16 protein-coding genes are annotated in these 24,629 nt (G+C 59.5%); 5 read left to right on the top strand and 11 right to left on the bottom strand.

Going from position 1 to position 24,629, the window contains the following annotated elements; all coding sequences use genetic code 11:
- Nucleotides 1-7 precede the first annotated feature (7 nt).
- Entirely contained in the window at nt 8-1,171 is a 1,164-nt protein-coding gene (locus ACOYXE_RS04015) for an isovaleryl-CoA dehydrogenase (RefSeq protein WP_460927824.1), read from the bottom strand.
- Nucleotides 1,172-1,467: 296 nt separating this feature from the next.
- Here ACOYXE_RS04015 and ACOYXE_RS04020 point away from each other — a divergent pair, with 296 nt between their 5' ends.
- Nucleotides 1,468-3,162 carry an AMP-binding protein gene (locus tag ACOYXE_RS04020; protein ID WP_460927826.1) on the top strand — a complete coding sequence of 565 codons (1,695 nt, stop codon included), beginning with the start codon at nt 1,468-1,470 and terminating at the stop codon, nt 3,160-3,162.
- A 686-nt stretch (nt 3,163-3,848) separates the two neighbouring features.
- On the opposite strand, the gene ACOYXE_RS04025 is transcribed toward ACOYXE_RS04020, so the two are convergent.
- From ACOYXE_RS04025 to ACOYXE_RS04035, 3 genes are all read right to left on the bottom strand, one after another.
- The gene (locus ACOYXE_RS04025; protein WP_460927828.1) at nt 3,849-4,748 is read right to left on the bottom strand and encodes a hydroxymethylglutaryl-CoA lyase; all 900 of its coding nucleotides are present in this window, start codon (nt 4,746-4,748) and stop codon (nt 3,849-3,851) included.
- A gap of 55 nt (nt 4,749-4,803) precedes the next feature.
- Entirely contained in the window at nt 4,804-5,205 is a 402-nt protein-coding gene (locus ACOYXE_RS04030) for a MerR family transcriptional regulator (protein ID WP_160058652.1), read from the bottom strand.
- A 142-nt stretch (nt 5,206-5,347) separates the two neighbouring features.
- Nucleotides 5,348-6,283, bottom strand: coding sequence for a LysR family transcriptional regulator (locus ACOYXE_RS04035; RefSeq protein ID WP_405123300.1), 936 nt, complete (start codon nt 6,281-6,283; stop codon nt 5,348-5,350).
- A 171-nt stretch (nt 6,284-6,454) separates the two neighbouring features.
- On the opposite strand from ACOYXE_RS04035, the gene ACOYXE_RS04040 reads away from it, so the two are divergent.
- The gene (locus tag ACOYXE_RS04040) at nt 6,455-7,684 is read left to right on the top strand and encodes an acyl-CoA dehydrogenase (protein ID WP_405123301.1); all 1,230 of its coding nucleotides are present in this window, start codon (nt 6,455-6,457) and stop codon (nt 7,682-7,684) included.
- A 130-nt stretch (nt 7,685-7,814) separates the two neighbouring features.
- Here the strand turns inward: ACOYXE_RS04040 and ACOYXE_RS04045 are convergent, their stop codons facing one another.
- Together ACOYXE_RS04045 and xthA are read right to left on the bottom strand one after the other, a co-directional pair.
- The gene (locus ACOYXE_RS04045; protein WP_405123302.1) at nt 7,815-9,149 is read right to left on the bottom strand and encodes a substrate-binding domain-containing protein; all 1,335 of its coding nucleotides are present in this window, start codon (nt 9,147-9,149) and stop codon (nt 7,815-7,817) included.
- A 187-nt stretch (nt 9,150-9,336) separates the two neighbouring features.
- Entirely contained in the window at nt 9,337-10,149 is an 813-nt protein-coding gene (xthA, locus tag ACOYXE_RS04050; protein WP_160058649.1) for an exodeoxyribonuclease III, read from the bottom strand.
- A 296-nt stretch (nt 10,150-10,445) separates the two neighbouring features.
- Between xthA and ACOYXE_RS04055 the strand changes: the two genes are divergently transcribed.
- From ACOYXE_RS04055 to ACOYXE_RS04065, 3 genes are all read left to right on the top strand, one after another.
- Nucleotides 10,446-11,096: a GNAT family N-acetyltransferase gene (locus ACOYXE_RS04055; protein ID WP_460927832.1), complete on the top strand. Its 651-nt coding sequence runs from the start codon at nt 10,446-10,448 to the stop codon at nt 11,094-11,096.
- Between the two features lie 66 nt (nt 11,097-11,162).
- The gene (locus tag ACOYXE_RS04060) at nt 11,163-12,890 is read left to right on the top strand and encodes an autotransporter assembly complex protein TamA (protein WP_460927834.1); all 1,728 of its coding nucleotides are present in this window, start codon (nt 11,163-11,165) and stop codon (nt 12,888-12,890) included.
- Nucleotides 12,887-16,561: a translocation/assembly module TamB domain-containing protein gene (locus tag ACOYXE_RS04065; protein ID WP_460927836.1), complete on the top strand. Its 3,675-nt coding sequence runs from the start codon at nt 12,887-12,889 to the stop codon at nt 16,559-16,561. The genes ACOYXE_RS04060 and ACOYXE_RS04065 overlap by 4 nt, the downstream gene beginning before the upstream one ends.
- A 130-nt stretch (nt 16,562-16,691) precedes the next feature.
- Here ACOYXE_RS04065 and ACOYXE_RS04070 read toward each other — a convergent pair whose 3' ends face one another.
- The 5 genes from ACOYXE_RS04070 to ACOYXE_RS04090 all read right to left on the bottom strand — a co-directional run bounded on the left by ACOYXE_RS04070 (nt 16,692) and on the right by ACOYXE_RS04090 (nt 24,629).
- The gene (locus ACOYXE_RS04070) at nt 16,692-19,184 is read right to left on the bottom strand and encodes a fimbria/pilus outer membrane usher protein (RefSeq protein WP_460927838.1); all 2,493 of its coding nucleotides are present in this window, start codon (nt 19,182-19,184) and stop codon (nt 16,692-16,694) included.
- A gap of 84 nt (nt 19,185-19,268) precedes the next feature.
- Nucleotides 19,269-20,018 (bottom strand): fimbrial biogenesis chaperone, encoded by a 750-nt coding sequence (locus ACOYXE_RS04075; RefSeq protein WP_405123307.1) that lies wholly within the window; start codon nt 20,016-20,018, stop codon nt 19,269-19,271.
- Between the two features lie 72 nt (nt 20,019-20,090).
- Nucleotides 20,091-20,684, bottom strand: a complete 594-nt coding sequence (locus tag ACOYXE_RS04080) for a fimbrial protein (RefSeq protein ID WP_095189889.1) — start codon at nt 20,682-20,684, stop codon at nt 20,091-20,093.
- A gap of 110 nt (nt 20,685-20,794) precedes the next feature.
- Nucleotides 20,795-21,442, bottom strand: a complete 648-nt coding sequence (locus ACOYXE_RS04085) for a response regulator (protein WP_405123308.1) — start codon at nt 21,440-21,442, stop codon at nt 20,795-20,797.
- A gap of 22 nt (nt 21,443-21,464) precedes the next feature.
- Complete coding sequence (locus tag ACOYXE_RS04090) at nt 21,465-24,629, bottom strand: hybrid sensor histidine kinase/response regulator (RefSeq protein WP_460927841.1); 3,165 nt, start codon at nt 24,627-24,629, stop codon at nt 21,465-21,467.

Here is a 24,629-nt window from a genome sequence, read left to right on the forward strand (position 1 = left end):
ACGAAATTCATTTCGTTTCGTTGAACAGTTCGCGACCGATCAGCATGCGACGGATCTCACTGGTGCCGGCGCCGATTTCGTACAGCTTGGCGTCACGCAGCAAGCGGCCAGCCGGGAATTCATTGATGTAACCGTTACCGCCGAGAATCTGGATCGCGTCGAGGGCCATTTGTGTGGCGCGTTCGGCGGTGTAGAGGATCACCCCGGCGGCATCCTTGCGGGTGGTTTCGCCGCGTTCGCAAGCTTGGGCGACTGCATAGAGGTAGGCGCGGCTGGCGTTGAGTTGGGTGTACATGTCGGCGACTTTGCCCTGGATCAGCTGGAATTCGCCGATGCTCTGGCCGAACTGTTTGCGGTCGTGGATGTACGGCACGATCAGGTCCATGCACGACTGCATGATCCCGGTCGGGCCGCCGGACAGTACGACGCGTTCGTAATCGAGGCCGCTCATCAGCACTTTCACGCCGCCGTTGAGCACGCCGAGGAGGTTTTCTTCCGGCACTTCAACGTCATCGAAAAACAGTTCGCAGGTGTTGGAGCCGCGCATGCCGAGTTTGTCGAACTTGTTGCTGCGGCTGAAGCCTGTCCAGTCGCGCTCGACGATGAAGGCGGTGATGCCGTGCGCGCCTTTTTCCAGATCGGTCTTGGCGTAGATCACGTAGGTGTTGGCGTCTGGGCCGTTGGTGATCCAGGTTTTGCTGCCATTAAGGACGTAACGGTCGCCGCGTTTGTCCGCGCGCAATTTCATCGAGACCACGTCAGAACCGGCATTCGGTTCGCTCATCGCCAATGCGCCGACGTGCTCGCCGCTGATCAGCTTCGGCAGGTATTTGCTTTTCTGTTCGTGGTTACCGTTGCGGTTGATCTGGTTGACGCAGAGGTTGGAATGCGCGCCATAAGACAGCGCCACCGAAGCCGAACCGCGACTGATTTCTTCCATCGCCACCACGTGCGCCAGGTAACCCAGGCCCGCGCCGCCGTACTCTTCCGGCACGGTGATGCCGAGCAGGCCCATGTCACCGAACTTGCGCCACATGTCGGCAGGGAACAGGTTGTCGCTGTCGATCTGCGCGGCGCGCGGAGCGATCTCCTTGGCGACAAAGGACTGAACCTGATCGCGCAGCATGTCGATGGTTTCACCGAGGGCGAAGTTCAGGGATGGGTAGCTCATGGGTCACCTTTTGGCTTTTTTGTAGGGTGGGGAGGGCAGTCACTTGGCTCTCACCTTTACGTTAACGTAAGCCTGTGACGGATGGCTGTCAATCGCCCTTTACGTTAACGTCAACTTGAGCGAGAGTAGGGGCCGTTCAAGATTGAAACGGAGCAGGCCTTGTGGGAGCGAGCCTGCTCGCGAAAGCGTCAGATCAGGCAACATGGATGTTGAATCCGCTGGCCTCTTCGCGAGCAGGCTCGTTCCCACAGGGTTAAATCCGGCAAAACCCACTAATAAAGACAATAGGGGTCGTCATGGATCAACCCAGTGCAAACCCGCAGCGCAGCTACACCCGTGGTTCACAGGACAAAGCTTTGCTGGCGATGACCATCGGGCAGAAGTTCGATCACACGGCCGCGCAATACCCCGACGGTGAAGCGCTGGTGGTGCGCCATCAGCAGCGCTATTCCTGGCGACAACTGGCCGACGCAGTCGATCTGCACGCCAGAGCGCTGCTGGCTTTGGGTTTGCAGGTCGGCGATCGCCTCGGTATCTGGGCGCCGAACTGCGCGCAGTGGTGCATCACTCAATTCGCCACGGCGAAAATCGGCGTGATACTGGTTAACGTCAACCCGGCCTATCGCAGCTCTGAACTCGAATACGTACTCAAACAATCCGGCTGCCAATGGCTGGTCTGCGCCGGGGCGTTCAAGTCCTCCAATTACCACGGCATGTTGCAGGGACTGGTGCCGGAACTGGCCGAGCAACCCATCGGCCAATTGCGCAGCGAACGCCTCCCCGAACTGCGTGGGGTAATCAGCCTTGACGCGCAACCACCGTCAGGTTTTCTGCCGTGGTCGCAACTGGCCGATCTGGCCACCAGCATCTCTCCCGATCAACTGCGCGAACGCAGCGACAGCCTGCACTTCGATCAACCGGTGAACATCCAGTACACCTCCGGCACCACCGGTTTCCCCAAGGGCGCGACCCTCAGCCACTACAACATCCTCAATAACGGCTACATGGTCGGTGAAAGCATCGGCTTGACCCCGCGCGATCGTCTGGTGATCCCGGTGCCGCTGTACCACTGCTTCGGCATGGTCATGGGCAACCTCGGCTGCATCACCCACGGCAGCACGATGATTTACCCCAACGACGCGTTCGATCCATTGCTGACCCTGCAAACCGTCGCCGAAGAAAAAGCCACCGGCCTTTATGGCGTACCGACCATGTTCATCGCCATGCTCGACCAGCCGCAACGCGGCGAATTCGATCTGTCGAGCCTGCGCACCGGAATCATGGCGGGCGCTACGTGCCCGATCGAAGTGATGCGTCGGGTCATCAGCGAGATGCACATGAGCGAAGTGCAGATCGCCTACGGCATGACCGAAACCAGCCCGGTGTCGCTGCAAACCGGTCCGAACGATGAGCTGGAGTTACGCGTGACCACCGTCGGCCGCACCCAGCCACAGCTGGAAAGCAAGATCATCGATGAGGCCGGCAACCTCGTGCTGCGCGGCACCATCGGCGAACTGTGCACCCGTGGCTACAGCGTGATGCTCGGCTACTGGAGCAATCCGCAGGCCACCGCTGAAGCCATCGATGAGGCGGGCTGGATGCACACCGGCGACCTGGCGAGCATGAACGAGGAGGGTTACGTCAACATCGCCGGGCGTAACAAAGACATGATCATCCGTGGTGGCGAGAACATTTATCCGCGTGAGCTGGAAGAGTTTTTCTTCACCCATCCGGCGGTGGCGGACGTGCAGGTGATTGGCATTCCGTGCTCGCGTTACGGCGAGGAGATTGTCGCCTGGATCAAATTCCACCCTGGTCACAACGCCTCCGAACTGGAGCTGCAAACCTGGTGCAAGGAGCGCATCGCGCACTTCAAGACGCCACGGCACTTCAAATTCGTTGAAGAGTTTCCGATGACGGTCACGGGCAAGATTCAGAAATTCAGGATGCGTGAGATCAGTATCGAAGAGCTGCGCGAAAAGCAGGCCTGACACAAAACTTAATGTGATGACAATCTAATGTGGGAGCGAGCCTGCTCGCGAATGCAGTGTGTCATTCAGCGCAGATGTGTCTGATACACCGCTTTCGCGAGCAGGCTCGCTCCCACAGGGATTAGCGGTGTTGGAAAGAGGAATCACAGAAAGCACAAAGGGGAGCCGAAGCTCCCCTTTAATTTTGTCGTCGCGTGCTCTTTTTTATTATTGAGGGTCGGTCTGTTGTTGTTTTTGGCAACCGTGGCCCTTTACCGCTGTTTTTGGCGACCCCCATCCGGGGTCAAGAGCAAACGTATTTTTTTGAGCGCTGATCTGCTTTCTCGCTAAGCGATCCAACCGATTCGGGAGCTACCTGAAGGTAGTTTTATTGTTCTCTGCCCGGTTGCGGGTCACTCCTGAGAGCACCCTGAAAAGCACACCTTCTCCAAAAAAATCTGTTAGCTGCGTCTCTGCCGTGTTGTTTTTGTTATGTCAGAGTCGGTACGTCTTATTTTTATTGGTTTGCTGCTTTTTATTCTTGTTATGCCATAGAGATAGCAGAAGCCGTGCCAACTTTGAAAATACGTTATAAATCAACGGATTGAAAATTAAGTCGTTTTTTCACTCCGGCGAAACCAGACAATTTGTTTCCGTGTTACTCGCTTAAACCCACATTCCGGACACAGCGGTAACACCTTGTTCCCTCACTGTGCGCTGCGAGCCTTGGCCACGCGCGAACCGCTCGGGCGGCCGAGCACCGCGCTGATCTGCTGACCCGCAGCAATCAAGGCGTCCAGGTCGATACCGGTCTCGATGCCGAGGCCGTTGAGCAGGTACACCACATCTTCGGTAGCAACGTTACCGCTCGCGCCTTTGGCGTACGGGCAGCCGCCGAGGCCCGCGATAGAGCTGTCGAACACCGAAATGCCTTCGAGCAGGCTGGCATAGATATTGGCCATGGCCTGGCCGTAAGTGTCGTGGAAATGCCCGGCGAGCTTGTCCCGTGGCACCTGCGCCGAAACCACTTCAAACAAGCGGCGAGTCGCGCCCGCAGTGCCAGTGCCGATGGTGTCGCCCAGCGAGACTTCATAGCAGCCCATCGCATACAACTCGCGCGCGACCATCGCCACTTGCTCCGGCGCGACCGTGCCTTCGTACGGGCAACCGAGCACGCAGGACACGTAACCGCGCACGGTAACGCCGTGCTGTTTCGCCGCTTCCATGATCGGCGCAAAGCGCGCCAGGCTTTCGCTGATCGAGCAGTTGATGTTGCGTTGCGAGAAGGCTTCGGAGGCCGCGGCGAACACCGCGACTTCCCTGACCCCAGCGGCTATGGCGTCTTCGAAGCCGCGCAGGTTTGGCGCCAGTGCACCGTAGGTCACGCCGGGTTTGCGCTGGATTTGTGCGAACACCTCGGCAGAACCGGCCATTTGCGGTACCCATTTCGGCGAAACGAAACTGCCGACTTCTATATAGCCGAGACCGGCGGCGCTGAGGGCGTCGACCAGTTGCACCTTGTCGGCAACGCTGATCGGTTGGGCTTCGTTCTGCAGACCATCGCGCGGGCCGACTTCGATCAGGCGTACTTGGGAGGGGAGGGACATGGCGGTTGACCTGTTGTAGTTATCTGAAATCTGCGGATATCCCCCTGTGGGGTTGTTACTGAATGGCCTGCTGGCTCTTGAGCGTCTGCTCCAACGCCTGCACGCAGCGCTCTTCAGCGGTATCGAGTTCCAGCTTCATCTGTTCGATATCCAGCAACTGCTGCTCCAGCTGCTCGCGGCGCTCGGCGATTTTCGCCAGCATGCTGTTGAGCTGCTTGGTGTTACCGCTGGACGGGTCATAAAGCTCGATCAGTTCGCGGCATTCGGCCAGCGAGAAGCCGATGCGTTTGCCACGCAGGATCAGCTTCAGGCTGACCTTGTCGCGTGGCGAATAGATACGTTCCTGGCCACGGCGCTCAGGACTGAGCAGGCCTTGCTCTTCATAAAAGCGGATCGCCCGGGTGGTGATGTCCAGCTCGCGGGCGAGGTCGGAGATGCTGTAAGTCTGGCTGCTCATGGAAGCGCTCGGAAAAAGGTCTTGGCGCTAAGCTAATGGCAGGTTGACGTTTACGTCAAGCAAGAAAAAGATCGTAGCCTGCGGCAGCTCCTACACCGATCTCTGTAGGAGCTCCCGCAGGCTGCGATCTTTTGATCTTTCCTTACTCCACCTGCTTATCGAGCTTCTTCTCCTGTGCCGTCACCTGCTGGCACAACTCGATCATTTGCTCGCGCATCCAGCGATTCGCCGGATCCTGGTCAGTGCTTTCATGCCAATACAGGTGCGTCTCCACGGGCGGCACATCATTCACCGGCAAATTAAACGCCTGCAACTCATGTCGACGGGCAAAGCGCTCCGGCACGGTCATGACCATGTCGGTCTGCTGCATCACCTGTGACGCCATCAAGTAATGCTGCGAACGCAGGGCAATCTTGCGCTGAATACCCATTTTGCCCAGCGCCAGATCGACATAACCCAGACCACTGCGGCGGCTGGAAATGTGGATATGCGTCAGCGACAAATAATCATCCAGCGAGAGCTTTTCCTTGCCCGCCATCGGATGACCCTTGCGCATCGCACACACGTAACGGTCTTCCATCAGCTTGACATGACGCACCTGCGGGTCGGTGTTAAGTGGCGCATCCACGGCAAAATCCAGACGCCCGGCCGCCAGTTCCTTGGTGGTCTCCCGACGTTTTGACAGAAAACTTTCGATGATCACGGTCGGCGCCAAGCGGCGCAGGCGCTGGAACAGCGGCGGCAGAATTACCGCTTCGGTGAGGTCGGTCATGCTGATGCGGTAGGTCTTGACCGCCTGCGCCGGGTTGAAAATGCGGCTTTCCTGAACCGACACACGCAGCAGCGACAAAGCGTTGCGCACCGGGCCGATGATGTTCTGCGCCATCGGCGTCGGCACCATGCCCTGAGCGGTACGCACGAACAGCGGGTCGTTGAAGGTCTCGCGCAACCGCGCCAAGGCGTTGGACACCGCCGGCTGAGTGATGCCGACAATCTGCCCGGCGCGGGTCAGGTTGGCTTCGGTATAGATCGCGTCGAAGACGATGAAAAGGTTGAGGTCGACCTTACTCAGATTCATAACGCGGCTTCTCTTGTTATTTAGGGCGGTGTTTTAGGGGCTGGCAATCAGCCGATCATATATCGGTGATGAATGTTTATACACGCCGAGAATAGGCTAGGTAAATTATCAACGCTGTTCTAGCATCGATTGCATGACTTAAACAACCTCTGCCCAAGAAGGTAATTGATCATGGATTTCGCTTATTCGCCCAAGGTGCAAGAACTGCGTGAGCGCGTGACCGCGTTCATGGACACTTACGTTTACCCGGCCGAAGCCGTGTTCGAGCGCCAGGTTGCCGAAGGCGATCGGTGGCAGCCGACGGCGATCATGGAAGAGCTCAAAGCCAAGGCCAAGGCCGAAGGCCTGTGGAATCTGTTTCTGCCGGAATCGGAGCTCGGTGCCGGTCTGACCAACCTTGAATACGCGCCGCTCGCGGAAATCATGGGCCGCTCGCTGCTCGGCCCCGAGCCGTTCAACTGCTCGGCGCCGGACACCGGCAACATGGAAGTGCTGGTGCGCTACGCCAACGAAGAACAGAAACAACGCTGGCTCGAACCACTGCTGCGCGGCGAGATCCGCTCGGCGTTCGCCATGACCGAACCTGACGTAGCCTCGTCCGACGCCACCAACATGGCCGCTCGCGCCGAGCGCAATGGTGACGAGTGGGTGATCAACGGCAAAAAATGGTGGACCTCCGGTGCTTGCGATCCGCGCTGCAAGATCCTCATCTTCATGGGCCTGAGCAATCCCGATGCACCGCGTCATGCGCAGCACTCGATGATCCTTGTGCCAGTCGACACCCCCGGCGTGAAGATTGTCCGTCCGTTGCCGGTGTTCGGTTACGACGATGCGCCACACGGCCACGCCGAAGTACTGTTCGACAACGTGCGCGTGCCGTATGAAAACGTCCTGTTGGGTGAAGGACGCGGCTTTGAAATTGCCCAGGGTCGTCTTGGCCCAGGCCGGATTCACCACTGCATGCGTTCGATCGGCATGGCCGAACGTGCATTGGAATTGATGTGCAAACGCTCGGTGAGCCGCACGGCATTCGGCAAACCGCTGGCGCGTCTGGGCGGTAACGTCGACAAGATCGCCGACTCGCGGATGGAGATCGACATGGCGCGCCTGCTGACGTTGAAAGCGGCATACATGATGGACACCGTCGGTAACAAAGTGGCGAAAAGCGAGATTGCGCAGATCAAGGTAGTCGCGCCGAACGTCGCGCTGCGAGTGATCGATCGGGCGATCCAGATGCATGGCGGCGCCGGGGTATCGAACGATTTCCCGCTGGCGTACATGTACGCCATGCAACGCACCCTGCGCCTGGCCGACGGCCCGGACGAGGTGCACCGCGCAGCGGTCGGCAAGTTCGAGATCGGCAAGTATGTGCCGAAGGAAATGCTGCGTAGCGGTCATTAAGACCGCGTCGCCTGCTTCGCGAGCAAGCTCGCTCCCACATTAAAGCGCGTTCCAAATGGAAGAATGCGATCCCTGTGGGAGCGAGCTTGCTCGCGAAGGGGCCGGCCCATTCAGTACATAACCATCAGGCTCAATACACCCAAACCTCAACCCGCCGATTCTTGATCCTGCCCTCATCCACATTGTTCGCCGCCACCGGCATCAACGCGCCAAAGCCGCGAACCTCACGCAGCACCACGCCGTTCTTCACCAGCTCCCGGCGCACCGCCATCGCGCGCAGCTTCGACAGCAGGTCCGCGCGTGCGGGGTCATCCTTGGCATCACCAAACCCGACCAATGTCACCGCGCGTTCAGTTTTGTCTCGCCGCTTTATATAGTCGATCACCCGCGCCAGATCCTGACGCGCTTTGTTATCCAGACTCGCGCTGCCTTCTTCAAAACGGAAGTTCACCGTCAGACGCTGGGCGTGGCGGCTGAGTGATTGATAACCCTCGGGCATCAACGCGTTCGGCGCGACGCTCATAGCGTGCACGGTCTGGCTGATAAAACCGTTGGCGGCGACAATCGCCTGACCCTGACGACTTTGCGCAAATGTCACCAACGCCTTCGCCCAAGGATTGTTACTGTCGGGTGGCAGATAGAAGAACAAGCGCCGCGACAGTGGATAGTCCTCGGTGGCGATCAGACTGTTCAGAGGCAACATCGATTGCGATGCGCCATCGGCGATGGCCACGGCTTTGGCCTGACGCACGTAGGGCAAACCGATGAAGCCGATGCCCTGTGGATCCGCGCTGACGGCGTCGGACAGTTGCTCGCTGGACTCAAACCTTTTCGCGTTGCTGCTCAGACTTTTCCCACGACGGCTGAGGACCAGTTCTTTAAACGTGTCGTAGGTGCCGGATTGATCATCGCGCGCATATAAATGAATCGCACCGCCACGCCCGCCAAGGTCTTCCCAGGTTTTCACTTCGCCACTGAAGATCCGCGCCAGTTGCTCGGTGTCCAGTTGTTGGAGGGGATTGTCGGGATGAAGAATGATCGCCAGGCCATCGATGGCGATGACTTGTTCGGCGGCGGGGCTTTTCAGATCGCCCAGTGATTGCAGGGTCTGCAACTCACTGTCCTTGATCTCGCGGGAAGACGCGGCCAGGTCGGCGCTGGCGTTTTTCAACGCGGTAAAACCGGTGCTGGAACCGTGCGCGGCCACTTCCACGACCACGCGTTTGCCTTGGGCGGTCTGGCCGACGATGCGCAGTTCGTTGGCCGTGTCCGGGGTTTCGCGGTGGATTTTCAGCAAACCCTGCTCTTGCAGCAACCCTTCGACCAGCGCCGGGCCGAGTTCGGCGCCGATGGTGTTGGAGCCTTGAATACGCAGCGCCGGGCCGTTTTCAGGAAGGGGCAGGGCAGCGGCCGAAACCGTCAGCCACGCACTCAAGAGAAATACGCACAGAACACGCAGGGTCATGCCGGCACCGAATCAAGCCAAGGGGATTGCCGGGGAGATTAAGTCAGGCGCATGACCAAAAGATGACAACTAACCAATGTAGGAGTGAGCCTGCTCGCGATAGCAGTGTACCGGTCAAATTTACGTTGACTGATTCACCGCTATCGCGAGCAGGCTCACTCCTACAGGTATTGCGTAAGACTGGGGATCAGCTGAGTTCAAGCCAGATCGGCGCATGATCGGACGGTTTTTCCATCCCGCGCAATTCATAGTCGACACCCGCCGCTTTCACCCGCGGCAACAAACCATGTGACGCCAGAATCACATCAATGCGCAGGCCACGCTTCGGTTCATCCTCAAACCCACGGCTGCGGTAATCGAACCAACTGAACATGTCGGTCACGTCCGGGTTCAGGTGACGATAACTGTCGGTCAAACCCCAGTTCTTCAGGCGTGCCATCCACTCGCGCTCTTCCGGCAGGAAGCTGCATTTACCGGTTTTCAGCCAGCGCTTCATGTTGTCCGGGCCGATGCCAATGTCACAGTCTTCCGGGGAAATGTTCACATCGCCCATCACCACCACGGGCTGTTCATTGTGAAACTGGCTTTCCAGCAGCGCTTGCAGATCGCTGTAGAAACGCTGCTTGGCGGGGAATTTGGTTGGATGGTCGCGGCTTTCGCCCTGGGGGAAATAGCCGTTCATGATGGTCACCGGCACACCATTGGCGTCGGCGAAGGTGCCCCAGATAAAGCGACGCTGAGCGTCTTCTTCGTCGGTGGCGAAACCTTTGTGGATGGCGATGGGCGCCTTGCGCGAGAGCATGGCCACGCCGTAATGGCCTTTCTGGCCGTGGAAATACACGTGGTAGCCGAGGGCGCGGACTTCTTCGAGCGGGAACTGGTCGTCGTGGACCTTGGTTTCCTGCAGGCCGATCACGTCCGGCTGGTGTTTTTCGATCAGCGCTGCCAGCTGATGCGGACGGGCGCGCAGTCCGTTGATGTTGAAGGAAACGATCTTCATGGTCGGCAGTCCTGGCAAAAGGGCGATGCTAGCTGACATGGGGGAGATGGGCCAGTGTGGGAGAAATCATTTTGGTCTGTGGGATTTGTGTTGCGGGTAAGTGCCTCTTCGCGAGCAAGCTCGCTCCCACAGGGGAACGCGATCGAAATGTGGGAGCGAGCTTGCTCGCGAAGAGGTCGGCAAAATCGATGAAGATCCAAGGTTGGTCTATACCTGTGGGGAACCACGCCACCCGCAAAAGGTTCGTACCAACAAGAGCGCCGCCATTTGAACGCGCCCCGGGGAGATTCACCGTCATGCCTGAAACCCAGACCGCCATCGCCGACATTCATATGCTCGACCGCGGCTACTCGCGCGAAGCCCGCTCGCTGCTCTATCAGGCCTATCGCCACCAGCCGACCTTCGGCTATCTGTTCGAAGCCGAACGCCCTGGCTACGAACAGCGCGTGCGGGCGACGGTGCGGGAGCTGGTCAAACAACACTTTCTGCAGGATCTGCCCGCCATCGGCCTGCTGGTCAACGACCGTCTGATCGGCATCGCCCTGATCGCGCCGCCGCAACGCCGTCTGGGCATCACCGAAAGTTGGGCGTGGCGTTTGCGCATGGTGCTCAGCACCGGTTTCCGCTGCACCCGCCGTTATCTGGAATACCACGATGCTGTTGCTGCCTGCGTACCCAGCGATACGGTGCATATGCTGCCGCTGCTGGGCATCCACCCACAATTTCAGGGCAAGCACTTTGGCGAGCAACTGCTGACTGCCGTGCACAACTGGTGCGCGGTGGATGAAACGTCGCAGGGCGTGGTGCTCGACACCGGCAACCCGCGTTACCTGGAATTCTATAAAAGGCAGGGTTACGAGGAGATCGGCGAGGTTGCCGTCGGGCCGGTGCGTGAACACGTATTTTTCCACGCCAATCCGCAGGTGTTACAAACTGCAACAGCATGACAATCGAACTTCTTGGGAAATTTCCTGTTCTATCACGCTCCCAAGCCCGTGATAGCATCCGCGCCTATGAAGTTTCCAGGAAGATTTACCAGTGGCGTGCTCGTGCTGTTAACCAGCTGCGCGGCGCTGGCGCAAAGTGAATTGGATGTGCGGATCAAACCGTCCAACGATGAACTCAAGGCCAATATAGAAGGCTATATCGGCAGCCTCGGCGATCGTGACGAAGAAGCCCTGCAGCGCTTCAGTCGCGGTGCCGAAGAGCAGGCGCGCAAAGCGGCCCAGGCGTTGGGCTACTACCAGCCGCAGATCGAAAGTGACGTCAAGGGCGGCGACAAGCCGCGCCTGGTGTTGAACATCGATCCCGGCGAGCCGATTCATCTGCGCAACGTCACCATTCGTGTCGACGGCCCGGCTGCCTCCCTCAAATCCTTTCGAGTGCCGAAAAGCGACGCGCTCAAGTCCGGCGCGGTGCTCAACCATGGGCGTTACGAAGACGCCAAAAGACTTATTCAGAATCAGGCCTCGCGCTTCGGTTTTTTCAGTGGCCACTTTACTAGCCAAAAACTCATGGTCGACCCGCGCGCCGGGGTGGCCGACATCGAATTGATCTACGCAAGCGGCCCGCGTTATGCCTTGGGCAAAGTCAAATTCGAAGGCGACACGCCGTTCGACGAAGACCTGCTGCAACGCATGGTGCCGTTCAAGGAAGGCGAACCGTACGACTCCGAGCTGATCGCCGAGCTGAACCGTGATTTGCAATCGAGCGGCTATTTCGAAGGCATACGCGTCGATGCCGCACCGACCGCCGCGAAGAACGATGTGATCCCGGTCGACGTCAAACTCGACACGCGCAAACCACGAACCATGGGCCTGGGCCTCGGTTATTCCACCGACGTCGGCCCGCGCATCAAAGCCAACTGGACGCGCCATTGGGTCAATCCGCAGGGCGACAGCTACGGCTGGGAAGCCGAACTCTCGGCACCTCGACAAAACGTCGGGCTGTTCTATGACATCCCGCTCGACCCACCGCTGACCGACAAACTGCGCTGGGCCGGTGGCTATCAATTCGAAGACATCGACGGCTCCGACACCTTGAGCAAACTGCTGACCTTCGGCCCAGAATGGCACAGCAAATTGCCGAGCGGCTGGCAGCGGGTGATTTCGCTGAAGTGGCAGCGCGAAGAATATGAACTCGGCGATGACTCCGGCCTGAGCACCTTGCTGATGCCCGGCATCAGTTACTCGTATCTGAAAAGCGACAACCGCATCGACCCGCACAATGGCTATCGCCTGAGCTTCGAAAGCAAAGTGGCGAAGGAAGGCCTGGGTTCCGACAACAACCTTTTATATGGCACCGCCCTGGTCAAAGGCCTGACCACGGTGTTCGACAAACACCGCTTGCTCGGTCGCGTGCAGGTCGGCGGCAGCGCCACCAACGGCTACAACTCGGTGCCGCCGTCGCTGCGCTTCTTTGCCGGTGGCGATCAGAGCGTGCGCGGTTACGACTATCAGAGTCTGTCGCCGAAAAACTCCGATGGCGACCGAATCGGCGGCCGCTACATGGTCGCCGGCAGCGTCGAGTACCAATACTCGGTCGCCGAGAAATGGCGCGTGGCGACCTTCGTCGATCAGGGCAACTCTTTCAACAAACTCGAACTGCCGAACCTCAAGACCGGGGTCGGTATTGGTGTGCGCTGGGTTTCGCCGGTCGGGCCGATCCGCCTCGACCTGGCCCACGCACTCGACGACGATGGCGGCATCCGGCTGCACTTTTCCATGGGGCCTGAGCTGTGAAGCGTGGTTTGAAAATAACGGCACTGACGCTGTTGGCGCTGGTGTTGTTGATTGTATTGAGTGTCACCGCCGTACTCGGCACGGCGGCCGGCAGCCGCTGGGTGCTGGGCCTAGTACCGGGCTTGAGCGTGGAAAATTTCCAGGGTCGCATCGGCGGGCAATGGAGCGCCGATCATTTGTTGTGGCAGCAGGACAGCAGCCGCGTCGAACTGAACAAAGCGATCTTCGCCTGGTCGCCGCTGTGCCTGACGCGCATGACCCTGTGCATCGAACAGCTCAAGGCTGATCAGGTCATTCTGCAATTCCCGCCGAGCGAAGAAACCACCGAAAGCGGCCCGATCAAATTGCCGGATCTGCAATTGCCGGTGGCCATCGAGCTGGGCGACGTACAGGTCGGCAGCCTGTTGTTCAACGGCAGCGAACAGCTCAAGGGCTTGCAACTGGCGGCGCACTGGACCGCCCAGGGCATGCAGATCGACAGCGTGAAATTGCAGCGCGACGACCTCAGCCTGAACCTGTCCGGCACACTCACGCCGACCGGCAACTGGCCGCTGAACATCGCCGGTGACCTGACATTGCCATCCCCGGGAACTGGGCCGTGGACACTGGCGTTGAAGATCGACGGCGACCTGTTGAAAACCCTCAACCTGCACGCCGACAGTCGTGGTTACCTCGACGGTCAGCTGAGCGGCGAACTGCAACCACTGGCGGAAAACCTGCCGGCCAAGGTCCGCATCACTTCCGAAGCGTTCAAACCGAGCGCCGACCTGCCGGACACCCTGCAACTCAATCAATTGGTACTGACCGGCGAAGGCGACCTGAAAAACGGTTACCAGCTCAACGGCAACGCCACGCTGCCCGCCGACAAAGGCCCAGTGGCGCTGCTGCTCAAAGGCAAAGTCGACGCCAGTGGCGCGCAGATCGCCGGCCTCGACCTGACGGCCAACGACAAGCAAAGCCTGAAACTCACCGGCAGCGTCGATTGGAGCAAAGGCCTCAGCGCGCAAGCCAATATCAACTGGCAGGATTTTCCGTGGCATCGGCTTTACAACGAAATTGACGAACCTGAGGTCGCTTTGCGTACCTTCACCGGCGAAGTCTCCTACACCGATGGTCAGTACCTCGGCAACTTCGCCGCCGCACTGGATGGCCCGGCGGGCGCGTTTACCCTGAGCAGTCCGTTCAGCGGCAGCCTGAAACAGATCGCCTTGCCGCAACTGAAAATGGAAGCCGGGCAGGGCAAGGCTGAAGGCCATGTGAATGTGCAGTTCGCCGACGGTATCGCCTGGGACACCGCGCTGGAGCTGTCGGCGCTCAACCCGGCGTACTGGGTCGCCGAATTGCCGGGCACGTTAGCTGGACCGCTGAAAAGCCAAGGCGAAATGAAAAACGAACACCTGAGCCTCACTGCGGATCTCGACTTGAAAGGCAAATTGCGCGGGCAACCGGCGATTCTTCAGGCCAAGGCGGACGGCGCGGGCGAACAGTGGAATCTGAATGCCCTGCAAATCCGTCTCGGCGACAACAGCATCAGCGGCAAGGGCAGTCTGCAACAGAAACTCACCGGGCAGATCGACATCAAGCTGTCGCGTCTGGCTAAGCTCTGGCCGCAACTGCGCGGGCAGGTCAACGGGCAGGTCAATGTCGCCGGCACGTTGAAAGCACCGCAGGGCAAACTCGACCTGCAAGGTTCGCAACTGGCTTTCCAGGACAATCGCCTGCAAAGCCTCAACCTCGACGCCACCCTCGACAGTGCGCAGCGGGCAAAGATCGATCTGAAGGGCAGCGGCATTCAGGCCGGCGACACCAACCTGGGCGTGTTGACCGCCAGCGCCCAAGGCGACATCAAGAACCAGAAACTCAACCTCGACCTGATCGGGCCGAAACTGAAACTGGCCCTCGGTCTGGATGGCAATCTGGACAAGGGCAACTGGCGCGGCCGTTTGGCCAGTGGCGACATTCAGGCCGGCGGCCAGGACTGGAAACTGCAAAGCCCGGCCAAGCTAGAACGTCTGGCTGATGGCAAAATCAACTTTGGCGCTCATTGCTGGATGTCCGGCGACGCCAGCCTGTGCGGTGAAGATCAGCGCCTGATGCCGGAGCCGAAACTGCGCTACCACCTCAAGCAGTTCCCGATCGAAAGCCTCGCGCAATGGCTGCCAAAAGATTTCGCCTGGAAGGGTAAGCTCAATGCCGATCTGCAACTGGATCTGCCGGCCAGCGGCCCGAACGGCGTGGTCAGCATCGACGCCAGTGGCGGCACCTTGCGCATGAAGGAAAAGGAACAGTGGCTGGACTTCCCGTACCAGACCCTGAAACTCACCAGCAAACTCACGCCAAAACGCGTCGACACCGAGCTGAATTTCGTCGGCGGTAAACTCGGCGAGTTGATGGTGCAGGCACAGCTCAATCCACTGCCGAAAAACAAACCGCTGAGCGGCTCGTTCCGTCTCTCCGGGCTGGACTTGTCGGTGGCACGGCCGTTTGTGCCGATGGTTGAAAAACTCACCGGGCGCCTGAATGGCAGCGGCACGATTTCCGGTGGATTGCTCGCGCCGCTGGTCAACGGCACCGTGCAACTCAGCGACGGTGAAGTGTCCGGCGCCGAGTTGCCGATGGAACTGCAGAACCTGCAACTCACCGCGCTGATTGCCGGCGAATCGGTACGCCTCGACGGCGGCTGGAAAAGTGGCAAGAGCGGGCAGGGCAGCTTGAACGGTAACATCGCCTGGGGTCAGGCACTGATGGTCGATCTGGCGCTCAAAGGCACGCAATTGCCGGTCACCGTCGAGCCCTATGCCAAGCTCGAAGTGGCGCCGGACCTGAAGATTTCCATGGCCGGCGACGAGCTGAAAATCGCTGGCAAAGTGCAGGTGCCCAAAGGCGAAATCACCGTGCGCGAATTGCCGCCATCAACGGTGAAAGTCTCCGATGACACGATCATCGTCGGCGCGCAGACCGAAGAGGGCAAACCGCCGATGGCGATGAAAATGGACATCGACGTGGTGGTCGGCGAAGACAAACTGGCTTTCGCCGGTTTCGGCCTGACCGCCAACGTGAAAGGCCATGTGCACATCGGCGACAACATGGACACCCGTGGCGAACTGTGGCTCAACGACGGCCGCTACAGTGCCTACGGCCAGCGCCTGCAAGTGCGCCGTGCGCGTCTGTTGTTCGCCGGCCCCCTCGATCAGCCGTATCTGGACATCGAAGCGATCCGCCAGACCGACGACGTGATCGCCGGTATTCGCCTGAGCGGCAGCGCCGAGCAGCCGACCACGCAGATCTTCTCGGAACCGGCGATGAGCCAGGAGCAGGCGCTGTCGTATCTGGTCTTGGGTCGTCCGCTGAGCACCAACGGCGAAGACAACAATATGCTCGCGCAAGCGGCGTTGGGTCTCGGCTTGATGGGCAGTTCCGGGGTCACCAGCAGCCTGGCCAAGGATCTGGGGATTCAGGACTTCCAGCTCGACACGGCGGGCAGCGGCGATGCCACCAGCGTGGTGGCCAGCGGCAATATTACCGAGAAGCTCAGTTTGCGTTATGGCGTGGGCGTGTTTGAGCCGGCCAGTACCATTGCGCTGCGCTACAAGCTGAGCAAGAAGGTCTATGTCGAAGCGGCCAGTGGTGTGGCGAGTTCGCTGGATATCTTCTACAAGCGCGATTTCTAAAGCGCGCTTTCTCCTGAACCGAGTCGCTTCAATCGCTGGCAAGCCAGCTCCCACAAGCTTCTGTGGCGTACATGATTGTTGTGTGCGCCAAGGACTTTGTGGGAGCTGGCTTGCCAGCGATGGCGTCTTCTCAGTCAGCCACTGGCGCGCGGCACACCAGGGAGGCCCGCTCGTAGTTCAACGCCTTGTCCCGCTCGGGCAGTGCATACGACGCCTCGCAGCGCTGGCCTTGCCAGTTGATGGTCAGGGTACCGGCGTCGTCCTCGACCAGCGCCAGTGCCTTGCCACTCGGGTCGGAAATCGCCAGCTGCTTGCCGGCGGCATCTTCCAGCGACGCACCGAAGGGAATCGGCTGGTGCTGCGCATCGAACAAGGCGAATTGCACCCTGCGTCCGGTTTTGCTCGCGTAGCGCGCCAGCACCACTGCACCGCGGCGCGGCACCACTTGCCGGGTCGCGTTATCGATTTCGATATCGGCGCCCAGATCGCGGGTGTCGAGGTTGATCCAGTTGACCCGATAGGGTTGCGCATTGGGCACCACGGCATAGCCGTTACGTCCGGTTTTCGCCCCGGAGAAGCTGCCGATTTTCACCCCGGAAACGCCTTCGACCTGCGCCAGCGCAAATGTCTCACCGACGGTTTGCCCGAGGTTGATCCCGCCGCTGTGGCCGACGATCGAGCCGGCCAGATTGAGATTCTGCGAGTTGTATCCACGGCCCTGACTGTAACCGGCGCTGATGTCCATCACCGATGTTCGCGTGCTGATATTGGCCGAACCGCTGCTGCCACCAGTGCTGCTGTTGCCGCCTTGCACCGAGTAATAAGTGTCGCTGTCTTCCGTCAGGTAACCGTTGATTCCGACCTGAGCACTATCGGTGGCTTTCTGTGTACTGGCGGAGACGAACGCCCTCGGCGCGCGCGGTTTTGAACCCAGCGGGAAAGACAGTGACAGGTTGACCAGGGTGTCGTTGTTCGCCGGCCCATAGTTGCCGATATCCTTGGTGTAGGTGGCGCCCAGGTTGTAACTGACTTCGCCCCAATAGTTGCTGTAACCCGCCGACAGGCTTTGCGAACCGCCGCGCCCCCAATAGCGTTGGTCACTGGCGTTGAGGTAGATGCTGCCATATTGCTGATCACGTCCCAGGCTCTGGTTGACGGTCAGGTCGGTGCGGGTTTTCGAGTTGCCCGTGCGTTTTTCGCCCTCGTGGCTCAGTTCCTCGACGTGGTCGGTGAGGGTGCGATAGCCCTCGGTCGAATAGCGATAGGCGGCGAGGGTAAAGCTGGTGTCGGTGCCGGTGAATGTCTTGGCGTACAGCGCCCGCAAGCTGTTGCCCTTGACCACTTGGCCAAAGGTGTGACTGGCGGAATGGGTCACGTCCAGTGACACGGCGCCGATCGGCGTATTACGCCCGGCGCCCACGGACAGCGCCTGAAAATTCTCGGTCGCCTGCACGCCGACGATGCCGGACAAGTTGCTGCTGATGCCATAGGCCAGTGTGCTGCTGACGAACTGCGGCGATTGCTGATCATCGCTGTTGCTGTTGTAGCGGCCGGCCGAGACGCTGTACTTCAACTGCCCCTGGCGCACCATGATCGGCAGGCTGGAAAATGCCTGCACTGTCACCCGGCGCTGACCGTCGGCCTCGATAATCGTGATTTCCAGATCGCCGTTGGAACCGCTTGGATAGATATCGCTGATCTCGAAAGGGCCCGGCGGCACGTTGGTGCTGTAGAGCATGTAATTGTTCTGACGAATTTCCACGGTCGCGCTGGACTGAGCAATTCCGCGAATCACTGGCGCATAGCCGCGCTCGCTGTCGGCGCGCATGCCGTCATCGGAGGCCAGTTTCAGGCCGCGATAACGCACGCTGTCGAACAGGTCGGCGTCGGAGAAAATATCCCCGGCACTGAACTGGCCTTTTAACGCGGTCAGGTCGTGTTGCAGATAGCTGCGGTTGCTCTTGAAGGTGCTCGGCTGGACGGTGCTGCTGTTGAAGTTGGACTCGTTGCGCAGGCGCCAGCCACCGAGGTTGATGCCGTTGCGCAGGCCGACGTTATTGGAAATGGTGTCGGCGGTCTGCGTGCTGTTACGGCTGCTGCTCAGCTGATAGTTGATAAACGCCGCAGGCACGCCTTCGTCCCACAGCGCCGGGTCGACATAACCCCGTCGACCGCGTTCCATGGCGCTTTGCGGTACGCTCACCAACAGGCGCAGGCGCGGCACGTCGTAACGCACGCTGGCATGCTCGATCAATGCCGGCAGGTCAAGGCAGGCGTTCGGATCGTTGGCGTCGAGCTTGCCGCTCGCTTGCAGTTTGGCGATATCGACGCCCAATTGCTGGACCATCTCCAGGGTCAGGCAGGCCTGGATCTTGCCGTTGCCGGGGTGACGGCGGAAGTCGATGTCGCGACGACCGACCAGCGTGTCGTTGCTGTAGAGGTCAACCCGGTAGTTGCCGGGCAGCACGCTGTTGCTGGCGAGCAGCGATTGCACATCGACAGTCGACGCGGCACCTTGCAGAAACGACGTATTGAACTGTTCATCGCCGTCAGCCTGGCACGCCGTGCTGATGGCCGAGGCGATCAACAACGACGTCAAACCGTCGCGTTTGAGTAAAAACATGCAGGAACCCTATATCACCTCCGATACGAACTAACGGAGCGAAGAGAAATACAGTGAAAGTGTGCGATCAGAGCGATTCGCGAGTTATGGATATTCGTTCTTTGGGCGAGCGCGGGTTTCGGCGCTGTTGGAAAGTTGCGCGGTAAAACGATCTTGTGCGCCGTAGTCATTAATGCTGCTGAACAACAAACTTGTTGCATTAGTCGAGTGAAGTTGTTTAAGCGCGAACTCTTTGTGTTCGCCAGGCGCGATCATCAGCGAATCAAACGGATGCTCGCTCAGTGCACCGGATTGCAGGGTGATATCGGCAATCGACACGTGATACAGGCCGGGGTTGTTCACCACCAGCACGCTTTTGCCGGCGCGCTCGGCCAGGCGCCAGGTCAACTCACCGGGTGCAAGGTAGGCGTTGTTTTTCAGGCCCGCGGGGCGGAAGAACACCTTGATGCGCTGACGTACGGCGAGCTGCAAGGTGTTCTGGGTCTTCGCGGTCTGGGGGATTTCCTGCACGTTCAACCAGACCACCGATTCGCGGTCGGTCGGCATGCCGGTGCCTTCGTAGATGACCCGCAGTATTTGCTGTTCGTCGCCGCTGACGCGCACTAACGGCGGTGTGACCGCAAACGGCACGGAAGCGGATTCGCTGGCGTCGGTGTCGATCCACGACTGGACCAGGACATCTGCACCGCTGTTACGCACGGTGATGCCGGCTTCCTTGTGCTGGCCGTCGAAGACCAGGCGGGTGCTGCTCAGGGAAATGCCGGCCGTGGCCTGATTGACCACGAACAGGCCGAGCAGGCCTGCACAAAAGGACAGTAAGTGACGATAAAACATGATGGTTACCGCGCAAGTGATTGAAAGCGCGGGGCCGGGCGGCCCCGCACTGGGCTCGAGTATTCGCGCGGGTTATTCGTATTGCAGGGTGAACGGCAGGGTGGCGTCGCCGCGACCGGCAACAGCCAGTTTCGGGTCAACCGTGGTGACATAGGCGGCCGAAAATTTCAGCGTGGTATTGCTGTCCTGCAGGGTGTTTTCGATCTTCGCGGTGGCTGGCGAGCTCAAGTCGATCACGGCGCCATTGGCGTCGAGCAAGGCGATACCGATGCCTTTTGCAGCCCCCAGGCCGCTGATCAGTCGCAGCACTTTAGTGCCAGGTTCGATGCCCGAACCGGCGCCTTTGGTCGGTTCGAAGAGCATCGCAACCTTGGTGCCGGCGTTGCAGTTGATCTTCATGTCGAAGTTTTCGACGCTCAAGGTGCCGTTGCCTTTAGGTGCGGTGGCGGTGCCCATGTCCTTGATCGACACTTCACCCATGGCGACCGAAATGGTCTTGTCCTTGCCGGCGCTTTCAACCGAACAGGCGTCATTGTTGATGGTGCCGGTGAAGTTGATGGTGCCGCTGCCCGCCTTGGTTGGCGTAACCGGTGGGTCGGCTGCCAGGACATTGCCGGCCGCAGCGAAGATTGAAAGGGCGAGAAGCGTTCGGGACAACTTTTTCATGTTGCTTTTTCCATTGGTGGGGTTAAAGCAACACAATAAAACTCGTTTTACCGATGGAACATCAGACGATTCCTAGATGTGCGGAAGTTGCCGAAAAGTGTCCGGTGTTATCAGCTGAACAAGTTGCGTTCTATGCAATAAGTCAATAGTTCCTGATCACTGCCGACTTCAAGTTTGCGCATTGCCGATATTTTTTGCGTACTGATGGTTTTAGCACTTCTGTTCAAGTGCCGGGCAATGTCGTTGACGCCTTGGCCCTGAACGAACAAACGCAGGATTTCATGTTCCTTGGGCGACAGGCGGGAAAAACGTTCATCCAGATCGGCGCCGTCGTTCACCACCGATGTCGGCGCGGGGGCCTGCCAGCGCACCGGGCTGCCCTTGGCAATCGCTTTGAGGGCGGTCTCGATTTCGTCGTGCAACTGGTTTTTCTGAATGACTGCCAGCACACCCAGTTCCTGCAGGCGCGTCAGGATCAATGGATTGGAAATCATGGTCAGTACCAGCACTCGAACCTTGGGAAAGTGCCTTATCAGGTATTCCACCAGTTTCAGGCCGTCACCATAGGTCGAATCGGCAGGCATGTTGAAGTCGGTGATCAACAAATCTACGGGCTTGGTCTCCAGCAGCTGGATCAGCTCATCGGAGCCAACGGCTTCGCCCACCACGCGAAAGCGTTGGTCGCGCTCGACCAGTTCCCGTACCCCCAGCAGCACGATGGGATGATCATCGGCAATGACAACGTTGAAGGTTTCCATGAGTGATTTATCCAGAGTGAAGTTATTCGAGGGAGTCGAGCAGATCTTGCAGCCGCGTCAGATTTTGTCGCACCGCCACGGCCAGAGCGGGGGTCACTGCCATGCCGGTCAAGCGGTATTCCAGCTCGACAAACGCGCTGGCCAAGGCATTGATCTGCACCGCACCCAGCGCTCCCGCCATGCTGTGCAGTTGCTGCGCCACGCTGTTGGCGTCGGCCGCATCCAGTGCTGCCAGGGTGGTCTGAATATCCTGGCGCAGGGTGGTGACAAACAACTCGCGCATTTTTGCTGATAGCGGCGGCGGGGCATCGATAACGGGGGCCACAGCGATTTTGCAATGTTGCTCAAGTTGCGTGCGCAGGGTAGCGAGGTTCAGCGGCTTGACCATCCACGCGTTCATGCCGACGGCGGCGCAGCGTTCGCCTTCTTCGCGCAGGGCGTTGGCGGTGACGCCGATGATCGGCAGCGTCGAGTCCTGCTGGCGTACAGCCTCGGCGAGTCGGTAACCATTCATGACCGGCATGTTGACGTCGGTCAGCAGCAGATCGAAGCGGCCGGGCGCCCACTGCGCCAGGGCTTGTTCGCCATTCGCAGCGACGATCACCGAGCAGCCGAGGGCTTCCAGTTGCTCCTTGATGATCGCCGCATTGATGACGTTGTCTTCGGCCACCAGCACTTGCAGATTCAACGGTCGGGTCTTTGCCTGCAACGCGGCTGGGCGCTGCGCATTGGCGCCGTGTTGTGCCAGATAAATAGCCCAGGCAATCGCGCGCACATCGTCGGCATCGACCGCCCAGTCTGCACCGCTTGGCTGCGCCGGATTGGGGCCGCCCGCAATGGCGACGATCCGTGGCCCGCTCCAGTGCGGAGCGTTGTCGAGAGGCGTGAGGTCCACCAGCAGCGCCGAGGATGGTGGCATCTCGGTCGTCACCAAGCGGCAATCCAGACCAAAACGCTTGAGCCAGGCAATTAGGTGCTGCGCCAGTTCACTGACGGGGGCACGTACATAAACGGCGGGGCTGCCGGCCACGAAGGCGGGGCAGTCGGCCAATGCGCCCGGCACGTTCTCCAGCGTGAGTTGCAGGGTAAAACTGCTGCCCAACCCCGGTTCACTGACCACGTTCAACTGACCGTGCATCAACTCACACAGCCATTTGCAAATGGCCAGGCCCAGACCCGCGCCGGCCTGACTGTCGGCATCGTTAACCTGATAGAACGGGTCGAACAATTGCTGTTGCTGCGCCGGGGAAATCCCCACTCCCGAGTCGCTGACCTGCCATTGCACCTCGGCGCTGCCAGCAATGTTTTGCACAACGCGCACGCGCAGCACCACGCGACCGTTGTCGGTGAACTTGATCGCGTTGCTCAGCAGGTTGTTGAGGATCTGGCGGATGCGCAGCGGGTCACCGCGCAGTCGATCCGGCAACGTCGAATCGATGCAGGCATACAGTTGCAGGCCTTTGGCGCGGGCGAATGCGCTGTAAGTACGCACGACATCTTCAGTCAGCTCCAGCGGGCAGAAGTCCTGAAGCTCAAGGGTCATTTGCCCGGCCTCGATCTTCGACACATCCAGCACATCGCTGATCAGCTTGAACAGGCTGGCGGAGGAACGCTGGATGGTGTCCAGATAATCCTGCTGGCGCGGGGCGAGTGGCGTCAGGCCGAGCAATTCGAGGGTGCCCATCACGCCGTAGAGCGGGGTACGAATTTCATGGCTCATGGTGGCGAGGAAGCGGCTCTTGGCCTGGTTGGCCGAGTCGGCGGCCTGACGGGCTTCCTCCAGGGCGGCGGCGTCTTCGATATGCCGGGTCACGTCATGCAACGCACACAACCAGGCATCCTGGCCCTGATAACGCGTCGAGACGAAAGCCAGATGCAGATGACGCCCGTCGATCTCGAGATCGGCATGGCCGGACTTGCTGTGTGACTTGAGCAGGCTCATCAAACGACTGCTGTCGTGCCATTGCTGGGCGCGCTGGTTTTCCAGGAGCACGTGGTGATCGCTGCGGCGAATCACACAGAGGCCGGTCGGTGCGGTGTCGATCACCGCACGGCTGAACGCCTCGCTTTCGGCGATGCTCGCGTGCGCACTTTGCGCGGGGATGATCACGCGCGCGGTGTACCAGCGATTGATGACCCGACCGCAACCAAGCAACGCCAGCACCACCGCCACGAGGCACAGCAATGGCCACAACGCATAGCTGAGAAAACTGCGCAGGCTGATGACGTAGATCGCGGTCCAGTGCTGTGCGCCGGGGCTGCTGAGCTTGAACACCAGACCGTCGCGGCTGAAATTGATCCCCTCATCCAGTACCTGGTCGGGCCTGTGTGCGCCGGTCAAGACCACGCCGACCGGGGTGATCAAGGTGAAGTCATCGTAAATCGACCACTCCATCAATCGCTCGATGTTGTTGACCTGAGACAGTTTCAGCAACGTGCCGAGCACCACCCAGGAATCGGCGCCCTCGATGGTCAGCGTTTGCTGCAGCAGATTGATCCTGACGTAGGCCAGCAGCGTCGGTGTTGCCTCGTTGTCCTGAGTAGATGGGTAGGGCACCCAATGCACTTGATGATCAGCGACTGATGACTGCTCGCGTGCATGCTGGTTCACCTGGCTCATGACTTGGGCAAACGCGCCGATCTGCATCGGGCCTGCACCGCGCAAGCGCCCGGCGGAGGGCACGGCCACGTCGAAGTTGTCGGGGCCATTGAGCAGGATCACTTGCGGCGACTGATAGTGCGAGGCCGCCCAGAACGCGCTGTAGTAGGCGGCCAGATAACTGCCCAGCGCGAAAACCTTGGGGTATTGGTCGGCGGCGATTCTCTGCGGGTCGATCTTTACACTGAACGGCAGTGAGAACGGCAAGCCACGGCCCTCATAGACATTCGGGCCTTCCTCGGGCAGGGGTTTTTGCGAATAAGTGGGCAACACCACCAAAGGAAAATATTGGCCCTTGGCACTGACCTGGGAGATATCGCGCAGAAACACTTCCTGCTCATGGATATTTTCCATCAACCGGGCGAAGTGAAACTGCAAGGTGTCGCGCTGCTCTTCGAGCATGCGCAGCACCCCCACATAGCTGATGCCCAACAGCAGCAACACCAGTGCGCCGAGCAGCAGCAGAGTTTTGTTCAAACGCAGCGAACTGCTGGCCAGTTTGTCCAGAAATGCATTGGTATGCGGCAT

The organism is Pseudomonas sp. MC6, assembly GCF_054790575.1.